The organism is Arenimonas sp., assembly GCF_047602345.1.
In the GTDB taxonomy this organism is placed as follows: Bacteria; Pseudomonadota; Gammaproteobacteria; order Xanthomonadales; family Xanthomonadaceae; genus Arenimonas.
Map to the genome: position 1 here is coordinate 552,769 of NZ_JASGHN010000006.1, position 13,005 is coordinate 565,773.

General features: G+C 64.8%; 18 protein-coding genes and 1 tRNA gene. 12 read left to right on the forward strand and 7 right to left on the reverse strand.

Features of this window, described 5'->3' with window-relative positions:
* Position 1: 1 nt before the first annotated feature.
* From ppx to QM707_RS07155, 6 genes are all read left to right on the forward strand, one after another.
* Positions 2–1,516, forward strand: coding sequence for an exopolyphosphatase (gene ppx / locus QM707_RS07130; RefSeq protein ID WP_415001162.1), 1,515 nt, complete (start codon positions 2–4; stop codon positions 1,514–1,516).
* 952 nt (positions 1,517–2,468) lie between these two features.
* On the forward strand, positions 2,469–2,849 hold the full coding sequence (locus tag QM707_RS07135; protein WP_415001163.1) for a RidA family protein: 381 nt from the start codon (positions 2,469–2,471) through the stop codon (positions 2,847–2,849).
* A gap of 59 nt (positions 2,850–2,908) precedes the next feature.
* Positions 2,909–3,292 carry a hypothetical protein gene (locus QM707_RS07140; protein ID WP_415001164.1) on the forward strand — a complete coding sequence of 128 codons (384 nt, stop codon included), beginning with the start codon at positions 2,909–2,911 and terminating at the stop codon, positions 3,290–3,292.
* Between the two features lie 191 nt (positions 3,293–3,483).
* Positions 3,484–3,873, forward strand: coding sequence for a glyoxalase (locus tag QM707_RS07145; RefSeq protein ID WP_415001165.1), 390 nt, complete (start codon positions 3,484–3,486; stop codon positions 3,871–3,873).
* Positions 3,874–3,942: 69 nt separating this feature from the next.
* Entirely contained in the window at positions 3,943–4,242 is a 300-nt protein-coding gene (locus QM707_RS07150; protein ID WP_415001166.1) for a hypothetical protein, read from the forward strand.
* Positions 4,243–4,301: 59 nt separating this feature from the next.
* Positions 4,302–4,682: a VOC family protein gene (locus QM707_RS07155; RefSeq protein ID WP_415001167.1), complete on the forward strand. Its 381-nt coding sequence runs from the start codon at positions 4,302–4,304 to the stop codon at positions 4,680–4,682.
* Positions 4,683–4,691: 9 nt separating this feature from the next.
* On the opposite strand, the gene QM707_RS07160 is transcribed toward QM707_RS07155, so the two are convergent.
* From QM707_RS07160 to QM707_RS07175, 4 genes are read right to left on the reverse strand one after another with little or no spacing between them, the layout of a single operon-like run.
* On the reverse strand, positions 4,692–5,012 hold the full coding sequence (locus QM707_RS07160) for an antibiotic biosynthesis monooxygenase family protein (protein WP_415001168.1): 321 nt from the start codon (positions 5,010–5,012) through the stop codon (positions 4,692–4,694).
* Positions 5,009–5,521 (reverse strand): hypothetical protein, encoded by a 513-nt coding sequence (locus QM707_RS07165; RefSeq protein WP_415001169.1) that lies wholly within the window; start codon positions 5,519–5,521, stop codon positions 5,009–5,011. Before QM707_RS07165 ends, QM707_RS07160 begins: the two co-directional genes overlap by 4 nt.
* 5 nt (positions 5,522–5,526) lie before the next feature.
* Complete coding sequence (locus tag QM707_RS07170; RefSeq protein ID WP_415001170.1) at positions 5,527–5,934, reverse strand: nuclear transport factor 2 family protein; 408 nt, start codon at positions 5,932–5,934, stop codon at positions 5,527–5,529.
* A 59-nt stretch (positions 5,935–5,993) separates the two neighbouring features.
* Entirely contained in the window at positions 5,994–6,416 is a 423-nt protein-coding gene (locus QM707_RS07175; RefSeq protein WP_415001171.1) for a DUF3052 domain-containing protein, read from the reverse strand.
* A 93-nt stretch (positions 6,417–6,509) separates the two neighbouring features.
* Here QM707_RS07175 and QM707_RS07180 point away from each other — a divergent pair, with 93 nt between their 5' ends.
* The 4 genes from QM707_RS07180 to QM707_RS07195 all read left to right on the forward strand — a co-directional run bounded on the left by QM707_RS07180 (position 6,510) and on the right by QM707_RS07195 (position 7,814).
* On the forward strand, positions 6,510–6,905 hold the full coding sequence (locus QM707_RS07180) for a cupin domain-containing protein (RefSeq protein ID WP_415001172.1): 396 nt from the start codon (positions 6,510–6,512) through the stop codon (positions 6,903–6,905).
* 13 nt (positions 6,906–6,918) lie between these two features.
* Complete coding sequence (locus tag QM707_RS07185; RefSeq protein ID WP_415001173.1) at positions 6,919–7,158, forward strand: hypothetical protein; 240 nt, start codon at positions 6,919–6,921, stop codon at positions 7,156–7,158.
* A 113-nt stretch (positions 7,159–7,271) separates the two neighbouring features.
* A complete protein-coding gene (locus QM707_RS07190) occupies positions 7,272–7,460 on the forward strand; it encodes a hypothetical protein (protein WP_415001174.1) in 189 nt (62 codons plus the stop codon).
* Between the two features lie 114 nt (positions 7,461–7,574).
* Positions 7,575–7,814 (forward strand): hypothetical protein, encoded by a 240-nt coding sequence (locus tag QM707_RS07195; protein WP_415001175.1) that lies wholly within the window; start codon positions 7,575–7,577, stop codon positions 7,812–7,814.
* A gap of 264 nt (positions 7,815–8,078) precedes the next feature.
* On the opposite strand, the gene QM707_RS07200 is transcribed toward QM707_RS07195, so the two are convergent.
* On the reverse strand, positions 8,079–8,624 hold the full coding sequence (locus QM707_RS07200; protein WP_415001176.1) for a YybH family protein: 546 nt from the start codon (positions 8,622–8,624) through the stop codon (positions 8,079–8,081).
* Positions 8,625–8,727: 103 nt separating this feature from the next.
* Here QM707_RS07200 and QM707_RS07205 point away from each other — a divergent pair, with 103 nt between their 5' ends.
* Positions 8,728–9,711 carry a LysR family transcriptional regulator gene (locus tag QM707_RS07205; RefSeq protein WP_415001177.1) on the forward strand — a complete coding sequence of 328 codons (984 nt, stop codon included), beginning with the start codon at positions 8,728–8,730 and terminating at the stop codon, positions 9,709–9,711.
* Positions 9,712–9,802: 91 nt separating this feature from the next.
* Here QM707_RS07205 and QM707_RS07210 read toward each other — a convergent pair.
* Positions 9,803–9,878: transfer RNA gene (locus QM707_RS07210), tRNA-Thr, on the reverse strand.
* A gap of 85 nt (positions 9,879–9,963) precedes the next feature.
* Here QM707_RS07210 and QM707_RS07215 point away from each other — a divergent pair.
* A complete protein-coding gene (locus tag QM707_RS07215; protein ID WP_415001178.1) occupies positions 9,964–12,033 on the forward strand; it encodes a glycosyltransferase in 2,070 nt (689 codons plus the stop codon).
* Between the two features lie 17 nt (positions 12,034–12,050).
* On the opposite strand, the gene ispH is transcribed toward QM707_RS07215, so the two are convergent.
* Entirely contained in the window at positions 12,051–13,001 is a 951-nt protein-coding gene (ispH, locus tag QM707_RS07220) for a 4-hydroxy-3-methylbut-2-enyl diphosphate reductase (RefSeq protein ID WP_415001821.1), read from the reverse strand.
* Positions 13,002–13,005: the final 4 nt, after the last annotated feature.

Below are 13,005 nucleotides of genomic sequence, written 5' to 3' on the forward strand. Positions count from 1 at the left end.
CATGCCCACCTCACGCCCGCCCGCGTTGCAAGATGGAGACCTGCTGGCCGCGGTGGACATCGGTTCGAACAGTTTCCACATGGTGGTCGCGCGCTACCTGCTGGGCCAGTTGCGCATCGTCGATCGCATCAAGGAACACGTGCGCCTGGCCGAAGGCCTGGATGGCAGCGGCGGCCTCAGCGAAGAAGCGCGCGGGCGCGCGCTCGACTGCCTGTCGCGCTTCGGCCAGCGCCTGGCGACGATCCCGTCGCAACGCGTGCGCGCCATCGCGACGAACACCGTGCGCCAATTGCGCCTGCCGCAGCATTTCCTGATGCCGGCCGAAGCCGCGCTGGGCCACAACATCGAAGTCGTCGCCGGCCGCGAAGAAGCGCGACTGATCTATCTCGGCGTCGCACACGGGCATCCGCCGCGCGGCAAGCGCCGGCTGGTGATGGACATCGGCGGCGGCTCGACCGAATTCATCATCGGTGCCGATTTCACGCCGCTGGAGCGCGAAAGCCTGCAGATGGGCTGCATCGCGACCACGCGCCGCTTCTTCGCCGACGGCAAGCTGTCGAAGAAGCGCTGGAAGGACGCGCAGACCGAAATCACCGCCGAATTCCAGCAATTCGCCGTCGGCTACCGCAGCCTTGGCTGGCAGGAAGCCTACGGATCGTCCGGCACGATCAAGGCCATCGGCGAAATGGCGTCGGCGATGAAGCTCACGCGCGGCGCCATCACCGATGTGGCGATCGATGCGATCCGCGACCAGTTGCTCGAATTCGATCGCATCGACGACATCAAGCTGCCCGGCCTGTCGGCCGATCGCCGCCCCGTCATCGCCGGCGGCCTGCTGATCCTGGATGCCGCTTTCGCCGAACTCGGCCTCAAGCGCATGCAGGTCAGCGAGAACGCCCTGCGCGAAGGCGTGCTGTACGACATCATCGGCCGCGGCGGCGACAGCGATCCACGCGAAGCCTCGGTGCGAGCCATCTGCGAGCGCTACGGCGTCGACGTGGCCCAGGCGCAGCGCGTCGAGGCGACCGCACTCGAACTGTTCGACCAGGTCGCCGAGGCCTGGCAGCTAGACGAGGACGAACGCAAGCTGCTGAGCTGGGCCGCGCGCCTGCACGAACTCGGCCTGGTCATCGCGCACAGCCAGCATCACCAGCATGGCGCCTACCTGCTCGAACACTCCGACATCGCCGGTTTCTCGGCCACCGAACAGCAGTTCGTCGCCGCGCTCGTGCGCAACCAGCGCCGCGGCCTGCACCTGAAGAGCATCGAAGGGCTGCCCGACCGCCTTTCGCGTTCCGCGCTGCGCTGCGCCCTGCTGCTGCGCCTGTCCGTGCTGCTGCATCGCAGTCACGACACCGAAACGACGCCGGCGCTCCAGCTCGAAGTGGACGGCGATTTGACGTTGCATCTTTCCGGTCGCTGGCTGCACGAACACCCTCTGACCGAATCCGATCTCGACAACGAAATCGGCTACCTCGACGAAGCCGGCGTGAAGCTGAGCGTGCTTTCGGGTTGAGGCGATCAGCCTTGCCGCGTCGGGCCGGGAGACTTGTTGGAACGCATGCAGTAGCCTTGCTTGACGCGCAGCGCGAGCGGCTCGACCATACGGCTACCCCCCCGTTTTTGGGGCCAATAAGTAAGTTTGGCGGCAATGAAAGTTCCGAAGTTTTCGATCGGCGAGTGGATGACTTGCCCATTCTGTGATTTCCTCTGCGATGCGCCGTTTCTCCCCGCTGGAGCGGTAGAGAATGACTTTGAACTGCATCTGGGAGTTCGTCTTCCTGACTCGGTTGTGGCACCAGAGGCCAAGTGGCAGATTGAAGTCTCAGCCTCCTGTCCTGGCTGCGACCAGAAAATTCGTGCGGTTGCCTTGTTTCACGGGCGAACGCTGGTTGGGTTTACACCCGCGAGTGCCGCCTAACAATTCATTCAAGCCGACGTCCCAATCGCTGCGCGATGGGTCCGCGACTCAATTCAGGCGTTAGGCAACATGGAGAAACTGTCGCTGATGAGCCCCCAGGTCCGGCTGCCGATCGCGGTCGCAGGTGGCGTACTAGTCACTTGCGCGCTCTGGGCACTTGCACAATCTATAGAGGGGTCAGCTCTGGCTCGTGTCTTGTACTGGCAAGACGCGTGGCTTCAGGCCGTTGCAACTTCGCGACAGGGCGAACCTGATGATTCATCCCCTGCGCTGTATCGTCTACTGAACATACCCGTCGGTGTAGTCGTATATGGCTCTGCGATCTACCTCCTGCTGCTTAGCGCCAATCTTCTCGGCAAGACACAGCGGCACTAACCGCGGTTCGAGGCCTAATAGTTCATTGGGGCGGCCGCTTCGACGCCGCGGGCCTTCCCCGCGGGGCCCCTGCTAGTATTCGCCACGGGCGAAACTGCGATGTCTGGCGTTTCCGCCAGATCCAAGCGTTGTTCAAGAGAAGTCATCATTTCCAGCGCCAAAGGAGGCCGCCATGGCCAGAAAGATCGTCTTCGCATCCAAGGCCGCGAAACCGCCGGCGACCTATAGTCAGGCGGTGAAGGCGGCCGGCCTGGTCTTCGTATCGGGCACGGCGCCTGCCGATCCGGTCACGGGCGCGATCGTCGGCTCGACGATCCAAGAGCAGACGCGCCAATGCCTCACCAATATCCAGGCGATCCTCGAAGAAGCAGGCAGTTCCCTCGACAAGATCGTGAGCGTTACCGTCGTGCTCGCCGAGGAGGACGACTTCCCGGGCATGAACGAAGAATGGATGCGGTGGTTCCCGATCAATCCACCGGCGCGCCAGGGTGCCAAGCTTCCTGCCCGCGTTCCCGGGCTCAGGGTCTCGATCGCGGCGATCGCCGAGGCCTGAGCATTCGTTCGCGCCGAACCCTTTCAGCGGGTCGGCTCAACCCGGACGCAAGAATCCGCTTGAACCTCTTCCGCGCACTTCTCACCACCGCGTTCCTGACCGGTTGCGCCTCGACATCCGTGCAGATCGTGAAGCCCAGCGTGTCGGAACTCGCTGGTTGCTACGCGGATGGGGCCGAGTCCGACAGCACCATGCTGCTCAGGTTGAACCCGGACATGACGTACGAGGCGTACGTCTTGCAAAAACTCAATGTCTGGGGACGCGCGACGGGCAAGTGGTACTACGACTCCTCGGAGCTGCTCATCGGTCCATCCAACGAAACCGCCGGCTGGCATCACTACATGAGCCCCGTGCCCATCGCCAAATCGGGCGACCGATGGGTGCTGATCCCCGAATCCGACCGCCCGTTGATCAAGAGCCATCCAGCGGTTTGTGGTTTCTAGCCATCCTGGGCTGCCCAAGACGCGGGCGAAGCTTTGGGGCCGTGCGTGCAGGTTCGATCGTCGATCGTTCCAGGACATCGAGCAACCCAACGCCGACCGTGTTTCGACCTGCTTCGCCGCAAGGCGTAGACTCTGCGTTCTCGGACGCAGCGCAACACCAGAGCTATGGCAGCATCTGCCGGAGAAATCGAATGAGCCGCATGCCGACCGGTACCGAATTTTCCCGTCCCTTCCTGCCGGCGAAGGATTTCGAGCTATGCAAGCGATTCTACGAAGCCTTGGGCTTCGAGAAGCTGCTCGACGCCAGCGTCGCCATCTTCCGCCTCGGTCACGGAGAGTTCCTCCTGCAGAATTACTACCAGCGGGAATGGGCCGAGAACTTCATGATGCAGTTGATGGTCGACGATCTCGATGGCTGGTGGACGCACATCCAGTCGCTGGATCTTCCCGGCCGTTTCGGCGTGGCGCCACCCAAGGCGCCTGCCCTGCAACCGTGGGGGCTGCGCATCGCTTATGTAACTGACCCGTCGGGCGTGTTGTGGCACGTGGCGCAGCGACGGCTTGATGTCAGCCACGACTGAGCTAAGCTCGCTCGGCAGCCTCGCGGCAACGCGAGCGAATGCGAGCGCCACTTCCCTCTGGAGGCAACGATGATCGCGAAACTCAGCCTGCCCCTCATGCTACTAGCGGCCTCGACCGTCGCGGCCGGCGATAGCCGACCGAAGGCCGGCAGCTACGGATTCAACTGGCTCGATCCCGACAGCCCTTGCAAGAAGCTCACCGACAAGGACCTCAAGAAAGCTCCCAAGTGCACGGTGAGCAACAATGCGTTCGGGATCGAGCTCAAGTCGCACCAGTGCAAGGTCGACGAGCGTGTGGAGTGGGTCGTCTACGAGACAGCGGCTCAATGCCAGGAAGCGCACGAAACGATGCAGGCCAACGGGCCCTGATCGCGGCGAACGAAGAACGAGACGACAGCCGATCCACTCACCTACTCCGGGGCACAGGCATGAAGCGCGTTACGGGCATCGGCGGCATCTTCTTCAAATCGGCGGATCCGAAAGCGCTCAGCGCCTGGTATCGGGATCATCTCGGCCTGGACGTGTCGGAATGGGGCGGCGCGATCTTCCCCTGGGGCGGCCCGGACAGCGAACCCGGCATGACGATCTGGAGCCCGTTCAAGCAGGACACGAAATACATGGAGCCGAGCACGGCTTCGTTCATGATCAACTTCCGCGTCGCCGACCTCGATGCGCTGCTCGCGGCGTTGCGTGCGGAAGGCTGCAACGTCGTGGGCGATCCGCAAAGTTCGGAACAAGGCAAGTTCGGCTGGGTCATCGACCCCGAAGGCAATAAGATCGAACTCTGGGAACCGCCGGCCGGAGAATAGGACGCGCTTTCAGACGGGCGGATCGCCGTCCGACCCGAGCACGCGGTAGTGCTGCACCTGCGGTTCGAATTCGAGCAGGAAATCCGTGTCCTCCGGGTAGTACTTGGCCTTGAGCAGGTCGTCGCCGGCGAAACCACGGATGGCTTCTTCCGACGCCCAACGCGTCACCATCAGGAAATGGCTGATCTCGCCCTCGTCGCGACGCAGCACGCTGACGCCGAGATTGCCGGCGACGGCGCGATAGTCCGGAATGGCGCGCTCCGCGAGAAAGGCGGCATAGGCGTAGGCCCGTTCGCGTTGGGTTCGTCCATGCCAGATGCGTACGATCATTTGGCTTCTCCCGTCGGCTTCTTCGGCGAACTCGCATGCGTGGCGGCATGGATGCGCAGCGCTTCGGCCCGGTCTTTCAGGTCGCGCCGGAACACGCCGGCGACCACCGGCATGAAATCCTTGCCGCGCAAGAGGATCAGTTCCGGCGACGACGCCTGCGCGTGCGCATCGCTGACATCGCCGTAGCGATAATGCATGAAAGGATCGAGCGGCACCGCCAGGCGCTTCGGAACGCTGGGCGCGTTGGTCACCAGCACTTCGTCCACGACGATCAGCAGGCGGATCCTGTCCTTGAGGCCCGGCCCGGTCCGACGGTCCTTGTCGGTGATCGGTCGCCCGTTCGCGTCGATCATGTCCACGCCGACGATCCGGCCGACCAGGATATGGTCGGCGCCCTTCGCCAGTTCTTCCAGCGTCGCCTGCAGCGGCAACGAGGCCAGCGCCGCCGTGGAAGCCAGCAGCAAGACGAACAGCAGAGTACGGCGGGCGACCGAGCTTGCAACCATCATGGCGTTCACCAGGGCTCGAAACAGTCGTAATTTCGCTGCACGCGGATGCGCCCGTTCGCCAACTCGAAGAACATGGCGAAATGCGCGCGCATGACGCTGCCGGCGGGAACTTCGCCGAAGGGTACGACCAGGGTCGCCGACCAGCGCGCCTCCATCGCGACGCGCGAATCCTGCGCCATCTCCGACACGATCTTGTAGGATTGTGCGCTCAGCAGGTTAGGTACGAGTTCGGCACGCTTGAGCAGGGTGGCGAGGTCGCTGCGTCCGCCGTTCGGATTCAATCGGTTCGGAAATTCGACCTGCACGACATCATCGGCGAAGAAGCGCGCGAGCGCCTCGCCGGTCGCGGCCGATTCCAGCGCCTTCAAGTAAGCGCGAACGAGTTCGAGATTGCTTGCTTCTTCGCCCGTCATCGGCTGGCTCCCGGGTATCGGCCCCACAGTATCGGCGATCGCATTGCCCGTGCGGGCGGTCAACCGCGCAATTCCTTGCGCAGCACCAGCTTCAGTCCCGACCAGACCTCGCTGACCGCGCAGACCTTGATGTCGACGAGGCCCAGCGGCAGGGCTAGGTCGCGGATGCGATTCTCGTCCAGGTCGGTCGGCTGCTTCGACGCCTTCTTCGGCCAGGACACCCACAATGCGGCATGCGGACCCAGTTCCGTTCGCAGCCGCTTCAACTGTTTGGCCAGTTCGTCGGATCGGGTCGCGAACAGATGGACGATGTCGACCGACGACGAGACGGCGGACAGGAACTCCACGTTCTCCGGCAGATCGCCCAGCCAAGCCATGTACTCCCCGGGCGCGCCGATCGGCAACACGCGACTGCCGGCTTTCAGGCCCAGCTTGCCGGCCAGGGATTTCCCGGAATAAGCGCTCGTTTTCGCCTCGGTCATACCGCCCTCGCCTGCATTCGTCCCAGCGCCGAACGGCCCGCGACGCTTGCCGCTAGTATCTGCCAATCGATCGGATCGCGACATGGAGTCCTCATGCCAACGCTGCCTCTAAACCTGATCGGGACTTACGCGCACGTGCGGGACGATGCCGGCATGCGTGCGATTCCCGCCGACGGGGACTTCTGGCAAGCCTTGGGCGAGGGCCGTTTTCCCGAACTCGACCAGGGGCGACTGTTGTCCGCATTCGAATTCGCTGAAGCCTGGTCGAGTTGGGAGCGCCATCCCGCCGGCGAGGAACTCGTACTGCTGCTCGCGGGCGCCTGCGATCTGTTGTTGGAACTCGAACAGGGCCTGCAGCGCATCCACCTCGAACAGATCGGCGACTACATCCTCATCCCGAAAGGTATCTGGCACACGGCGCATACCGATCGCCCCACGCGCCTGCTGTTCCTGACGCCTGGGCTGGGTACCGAACATCGACCCGTTTGAAGGGAGACGCCTAATGCGCAGGCCGATCGGGATAACGCTGATGATCGTCGGTTACGCGCTCGGCGCCTGGGTCGGGTTCGTCGGCCTGAGTTTCAGCGGCGTGTACCTGATGGGCTATCTGGGCACGGACGGCAAGGAAGGTCGTGAAGTCCTCGTGCTTCCCTGGGTGACGCTCGGTGCGGTGATCGTCTGCTGGTTGCTGGCGCGGCTCGGGCGTTTCCTCGCGCGCAACCCTGGCGGCAGGCGCTCCTGAACCCAGCATGGCGCGCAACTGATCGCCCACTGAACCGTTCAGCCTCGTTAGGCACGCATGTTGCACCTCCTTGTTCGCCGGCACTCCTGTCGGCGCAATGCAAGGAGTTACGAATGGCTAACAACTACAACAGCAAGGACGGCAACAACACTCGCCAGGAAGGCAAGGGCCGCGATGATGCCAATACGAAGCAGCAGGGCCAGCCCCGCAGCGACGATGGCACGACCAAGCAGGGCCAGCCGGGCTCGAAGAACGATACCGGCATGAATAAGCCCGCCGACAAGAGCGGCAAGGACATCTGATCCGCCGCATCGCAGAGCCAAGCCGCCTTCGGGCGGCTTCGCTTTGCACGAAGGCATGCACGATCCGCGCGATCGTGCCCTGCGATGCGCACGACGCTTCGGCCAAGGACGACCATGCGATACGCCCTTATATTCGTCATCTGCTACGCCATCGGCACGTTCATCGCGCGTCGGCTCATCGCGGCGGAGAAATCGCGCCTGGAAGAGAAGCTCACGCTCCACGGCGTCGATCCCGAGCTGATCAGGCAGACGTTGAACGATGCCGATCGCTGGCCTTACACCGCGGGCATGGGCTTCATGTTCGGATCGCTGCTGGCGTTCCCGATCTGCCTGTTCCTGGGCATGACCGGATGAAGCGCGGCTCTCGGACGCGAATCGCGGCACGACAATCTAAAGAGGAAACCATGTCGCAACATCATCGCCATGCTTCGGCCGAAGACGTGGGCCCTGTCCTTGTCGCGAACCGGATTCCGACGGTCAGCTGCGTCGGCGGCAATCGGCCCGAAAGCAGGACCGCCGACGCCGGTTCTGCGGATTCCGCCGTCGTTATCCGGCGGCCCGGCGATCCAGGCGATCCGATGGGCGTAACGCATCACCCGGATTGACTCGGACCATGCCTCATTCGCCGCGCGCCAGCCGTGCGGCCTCCTCCAACGAAACGCCGGCCGCCAACGGGTCGGCGTGCCGATGCGCCAGCAACCAGGTCTCGCCCACGCGGCGATACACCAGCGTCACGCGCAGCGCCCAGGGTTGTACCGGCGTGTCGCCGACCGAGACGCGGGCGCGCTCGATGACGGCGAGCACCACCATGTCGTCGGCCGCATAGGTTTGCACCACTTCCTGCTCCAGCGTGCCGCCCTTGAAGAAGCGCCCCATCGATTCGATGCGATCCGTCGTGTACTCGGATCGACGCGATGGCACGCCGCCGAAAGGCGACATCAGGGTGAAGTCGTCGGATAGAGGAAGCAGTTCCTGCCAGCGCGCGACATCGCCGCGCAGCAGGGCGGCATTGGCTTCTTCGGAACGGCGCGTCAATTCGGACACCGCGGCCCGCGCGTCGAGGGTTTCGGACTTGCCGGAGGACGGCATGCCGAACAGACCGGCAAGCATGGACGCGAGCACGGCGCTGACCGTGGCGATGGGGGAAGGACGGGTTTGCGACATCGGTGACTCCTGGATTCATGGGTACGCCGGTCGAATCCGGCGCGTGCTGGCAATGCTCCGCCCGGCCACCTGATGAATCCAGTGATATGATTTCTGCAATATGATGAACAAGATTGATCTATCCCGGCTCGACCTCAACCTGCTCGTGCTGTTCGAGACGGTCTTCGAAACCGGCCATGTCGGACGCGCCGCGGAGCGCTTGCACCTGACGCCGTCGGCCGTGAGCCATGGCCTGGGCCGTCTGCGGCAACTGCTCAACGACCCGCTCTTCCTGAAGACGCCGCGCGGCATGGTGGCGACCGCACGCGCGAACGAACTCGCTCCGCCGATCGCCGACGTCCTGGCGCGCGCGCGCCGCGTCATCGCGTCGGCCGAGCCCTTCGAAATGGCCACTTCTTCGCGTCGCTTTACGATCGGCGCGCCGGATGGCGTGTCGGCGGTCTTCCTGCATCCGTTGCTCGCCGCCTTGCAGGCGCAGGCGCCTGGCGTGGATGTCGGCATCCGGCAACTGCTACCCGCGCAAGGCGAGACCAGCATCGAGCGCGCCTGGCGTTCCACCTTCGCGGAACTTGAAGCCCGGGCCATCGACGTCGCGGTCGTACCCACCGACGCGATACCGCCGCGTTTCCACAGTCGGCTGCTGTACGAAGAGGAATTCGTGGTGGCGGTGCGGACGGGACATCCCTACGCGAAGTCGCCGACGCTGGAACGCTATTGCGCCGCGCGACACCTGGTGGTTTCGATGGGCGGCGACCCGCACGGCTTCGTCGACGAGCTGCTTGCGCGGCAAGGGGCAAGCCGCCGCGTGGCGCTGACCGTGCCGAACTTCATGTTCGCGATGGCGGTCGTCGCTACGAGCGACCTGCTCGCCGCCTTGCCGCGGCGGTTGGTGCAGATGCATGGCGAACGCTTCGGCGTCGCGGCGGTCAAGGCGCCGCTGCCGCTCGGCCGCTTCCAGCTCCACGCCGTTGCGCCGCAGGCGGCGCTGCACGACGACGGCGTGGCCTGGATACTCGACAGGCTGGAAGTCGCACTGCAACCCGAGCCCGCGCGTCGAAGCGGAAAGCGCGGAAAGCGTACGGCCTGACCGCACCGTCTTTCATCGGCGATCATCGCGCCGATCGCGACGAAACGCCCGCGCAGAAAAAAGGCCGCCCATGGGCGGCCTTTTGCGACGCTGGTGCCGGAAACAGGAGTCGAACCTGCGACCTACGCATTACGAATGCGCCGCTCTACCAACTGAGCTATTCCGGCGAAGCCGCCTATTGTAAGGGCCGGGCATAATCGGGTCAATTTGACCTCCCCCGGTGTAACATCGGGGCAATTCATGGGGGTAGTCATGCCGGGAACGGAGGGAACGCCCTCGCTCGCTCGCAGGCTCGCGCTGCGCCTGGCCGCGCTCGGCCTGGACCCGCGCCCTCTGTTCCAGCGCGTACGCAACCTGATGCTGCGCCCGGCCCGGCACGAGCTCGCCGACCTGCGACGCGACTTCTCCAGCCTGCCGCCCGAACTCGCCGGACTGCGCGAACGGGTCGCCCGCATGGACGCGGGGCAAGCCGAATTGCAGGCACGACTCGCCAGGCTGGATGCGCAACTGAACGAGAGCCGCGAAGCAGCAACCGAGCAGCTTCGCCGCATCGAGCGGATGGAGTCGCTGCTGGCCAGCCTCGCCGACGCGACGAGTCCGAAACGATCGACCGCGGAAACGCTCGTCAGTATCGTGCTGCCGGTGCGCAATCGCGCCAGCCTGGTCGGCGAAGCGATCGACAGCGTCGTCGCGCAGCGTTATCCGCATTGGGAACTGATCGTCGTCGACGACGGCAGCGAGGACGACACGGCGGCTGCGGTTTCGGCCTACCTGAAGGATACGCGCATCCGGCTCGAGCGCATCGCGTCCGCAGGCGCGGCGGCGGCGCGCAATCATGGCCTGCGCCTGTCCCGCGGCGAGTTCATCGCCTATCTCGACAGCGACAACCTCTGGTACCCGGGCTTCCTCGACGCGGCGGTCGCGGCATTGGATGCGGATGCATCGACCGCCCTGCTCTACGGCGTGTTGCTGTCGAACGAGCACGATCTATCCGGCGGTCCGGTGTTGTTCGAGGAATTCGATCGCGAGCGGCTGTTGCAGGCGAACTACATCGACCTCAACACGGTCGTGCACCGGCGCGGACTGTACGAGCGCCTCGGCGGTTTCGACGAAGGCCTGACGCGCCTGATCGACTGGGACCTGCTGCTGCGCTACACGAAAGAGCGCGCCGCGTACGCATTGCCGGCCTTCGCCGCCCGCTACCGGCGGGCCGATGCACAGCGCATCACCGACAACGAGCCGGCGGGCCCGAACTGGCTGAAGCTGCGCGAGAAGAACGACCCGCTGCCCGTGCCGACGCGTCGCCCGAAGATCCTCTATGTGGTCTGGCACTACCCGCAGCTCAGCGAGAGCTACCTGGAAGGCGAAATCCGCTGCATGTTGCGCATGGGCGTCGATATCGAACTTTGGCGCGAAGTGGGTCCGGCCTCGCCCTACCCCGCCTCGGTCCCGGTGCACGAAGGCGATCTCGCGGACGTGGTCGCGCGCGTTCGCCCCGACGCCATCCATGTGCACTGGCTCGGCTACGCCGTGGCGCAACGCGAGATGCTCGAACGCATCGGCCTGCCGCTGACCTTGCGCATGCACGGCTTCGACGTCACGCCCGACCAGCTCGCCCGGTTGTTGGCGATGCCCTGCCTGCATCGCGTTTATGCCTTCCCGGCGCAATTGCAGTTGCCCGGCGGCGACGATCCGCGCATGCGCCCGGTGCGCTCGGCATTCGACACGAGCTATTTCTCGCCCGCCGCCGACAAGGATCCGCATCTGGTCGTACGCGCTGGCGCCTGCCTGCCGAGCAAGGACATCGGCCTGTTCTTCGACGTCGCAAAACGCTGCCCGCGCCATCGTTTCGTCTTCGCCGGCGTCACCTGCAACGAATGGGAACCATATGTCGACGAGCTGCGCCGGCTGCGCGAGCAGATGCAGTCGCCGGTCGAACTGCGCTTCGACGTGCCGCGGGAAGAGACCGCCGCGCTGATCGGACGCGCCGGCATCTACCTGCACACCATCCATCCGCCTTCCGCACCTCACGGCGCGCCCATCGGCATGCCGATCTCCATCGCCGAAGCGATGTCCACCGGCTGCTATCCGCTGGTACGAAACCAGCCGGAGTTGATCGCCTACGTGGGCGATGCCGGCGACGCCTATGCCGATGCCGCCGATGCGACGCGCCTCGTACAGGCCAGCGAAGGTTGGAGCGCGGCCGAATGGAAGGCGCGACGATTGCGCGCCATCGACCGCGCCTATCTGCATCATGCCGACATGCAGGTGCTGCGGCCGATCTACCTGGACTGGTGCGCGCTGGCCGAACGCCGGGGCTGAGCGCGAAGAGGGGCTCGCTAGTCGACGAGCGTGAGGCGCAGTTCCTTGGGCAGGGCGAAGACCATGTCTTCCGGCTCGCCATGCAGTTCGCGTACCGACCCGCCGCCGAGCGATTGCAGACGGGCGATCACGCCCTGCACCAACACTTCCGGCGCCGACGCGCCCGCGGTCACGCCGATGCGGCGTCGCCCCTGCAACCAAGCCGGTTCGATGTGCTCCGCTCCGTCGATCAGGTAGGCGGCGGCGCCCTGCTTCTCCGCCAGCTCGCGCAAGCGGTTGGAGTTCGAACTGTTGACCGAACCGACGACCAGCACGAGATCGCATTCGGCCGCCAGTTCGCGCACGGCATCCTGGCGATTCTGCGTGGCATAACAGATATCGTCGTGACGCGGCCCCTGGATCTTCGGGAAGCGCGCTTGCAACGCCGCGATCACGTCGCGCGTCTCGTCCACCGACAGCGTCGTCTGCGTCGTGTAAGCGAAGTTTTCCGGTTGCGTCACCTGCAGGGCGGCGACATCGGCGACGTCTTCGACCAGGTAGATGCTGCCGGGGCCCGCTTCGGCCTGCCATTGACCCATCGTGCCTTCGACTTCCGGATGGCCCTCGTGGCCGATCAATACGACGTCGCGACCGGCGCGGCAATGCCGCACCACTTCCATATGCACTTTCGTCACCAGCGGACAGGTCGCATCGAAGACTTTCAGGCCGCGCGTCGCGGCATCGCGCCGGACGGTTTGCGAAACGCCGTGCGCGCTGAAAATCACGGTGGCGCCGGTGGGCACTTCATCGAGTTCCTCGACGAAGACGGCGCCGCGCTGGCGCAGGTCCTCGACCACGAAGCGGTTGTGCACGACCTCGTGGCGCACGTAGATCGGCGCCCCCAGCGTTTCGATCGCGCGCTTGACGATTTCGATGGCGCGGTCGACGCCGGCGCAGAAACCCCGAGGATTGGCGAGCACGATGTCCATGTCG

Coding starts and splice junctions, on each gene's coding strand:
- ppx (WP_415001162.1), top strand. CDS start 2: ATGCCCACCTCACGCCCGCCCGCGTTGCAAGATGGAGACCTGCTGGCC.
- QM707_RS07135 (WP_415001163.1), top strand. CDS start 2,469: ATGGCCAGAAAGATCGTCTTCGCATCCAAGGCCGCGAAACCGCCGGCG.
- QM707_RS07145 (WP_415001165.1), top strand. CDS start 3,484: ATGAGCCGCATGCCGACCGGTACCGAATTTTCCCGTCCCTTCCTGCCG.
- QM707_RS07150 (WP_415001166.1), top strand. CDS start 3,943: ATGATCGCGAAACTCAGCCTGCCCCTCATGCTACTAGCGGCCTCGACC.
- QM707_RS07155 (WP_415001167.1), top strand. CDS start 4,302: ATGAAGCGCGTTACGGGCATCGGCGGCATCTTCTTCAAATCGGCGGAT.
- QM707_RS07160 (WP_415001168.1), bottom strand. CDS start 5,012: ATGATCGTACGCATCTGGCATGGACGAACCCAACGCGAACGGGCCTAC.
- QM707_RS07165 (WP_415001169.1), bottom strand. CDS start 5,521: ATGATGGTTGCAAGCTCGGTCGCCCGCCGTACTCTGCTGTTCGTCTTG.
- QM707_RS07170 (WP_415001170.1), bottom strand. CDS start 5,934: ATGACGGGCGAAGAAGCAAGCAATCTCGAACTCGTTCGCGCTTACTTG.
- QM707_RS07175 (WP_415001171.1), bottom strand. CDS start 6,416: ATGACCGAGGCGAAAACGAGCGCTTATTCCGGGAAATCCCTGGCCGGC.
- QM707_RS07180 (WP_415001172.1), top strand. CDS start 6,510: ATGCCAACGCTGCCTCTAAACCTGATCGGGACTTACGCGCACGTGCGG.
- QM707_RS07185 (WP_415001173.1), top strand. CDS start 6,919: ATGCGCAGGCCGATCGGGATAACGCTGATGATCGTCGGTTACGCGCTC.
- QM707_RS07190 (WP_415001174.1), top strand. CDS start 7,272: ATGGCTAACAACTACAACAGCAAGGACGGCAACAACACTCGCCAGGAA.
- QM707_RS07195 (WP_415001175.1), top strand. CDS start 7,575: ATGCGATACGCCCTTATATTCGTCATCTGCTACGCCATCGGCACGTTC.
- QM707_RS07200 (WP_415001176.1), bottom strand. CDS start 8,624: ATGTCGCAAACCCGTCCTTCCCCCATCGCCACGGTCAGCGCCGTGCTC.
- QM707_RS07205 (WP_415001177.1), top strand. CDS start 8,728: ATGAACAAGATTGATCTATCCCGGCTCGACCTCAACCTGCTCGTGCTG.
- QM707_RS07215 (WP_415001178.1), top strand. CDS start 9,964: ATGCCGGGAACGGAGGGAACGCCCTCGCTCGCTCGCAGGCTCGCGCTG.
- ispH (WP_415001821.1), bottom strand. CDS start 13,001: ATGGACATCGTGCTCGCCAATCCTCGGGGTTTCTGCGCCGGCGTCGAC.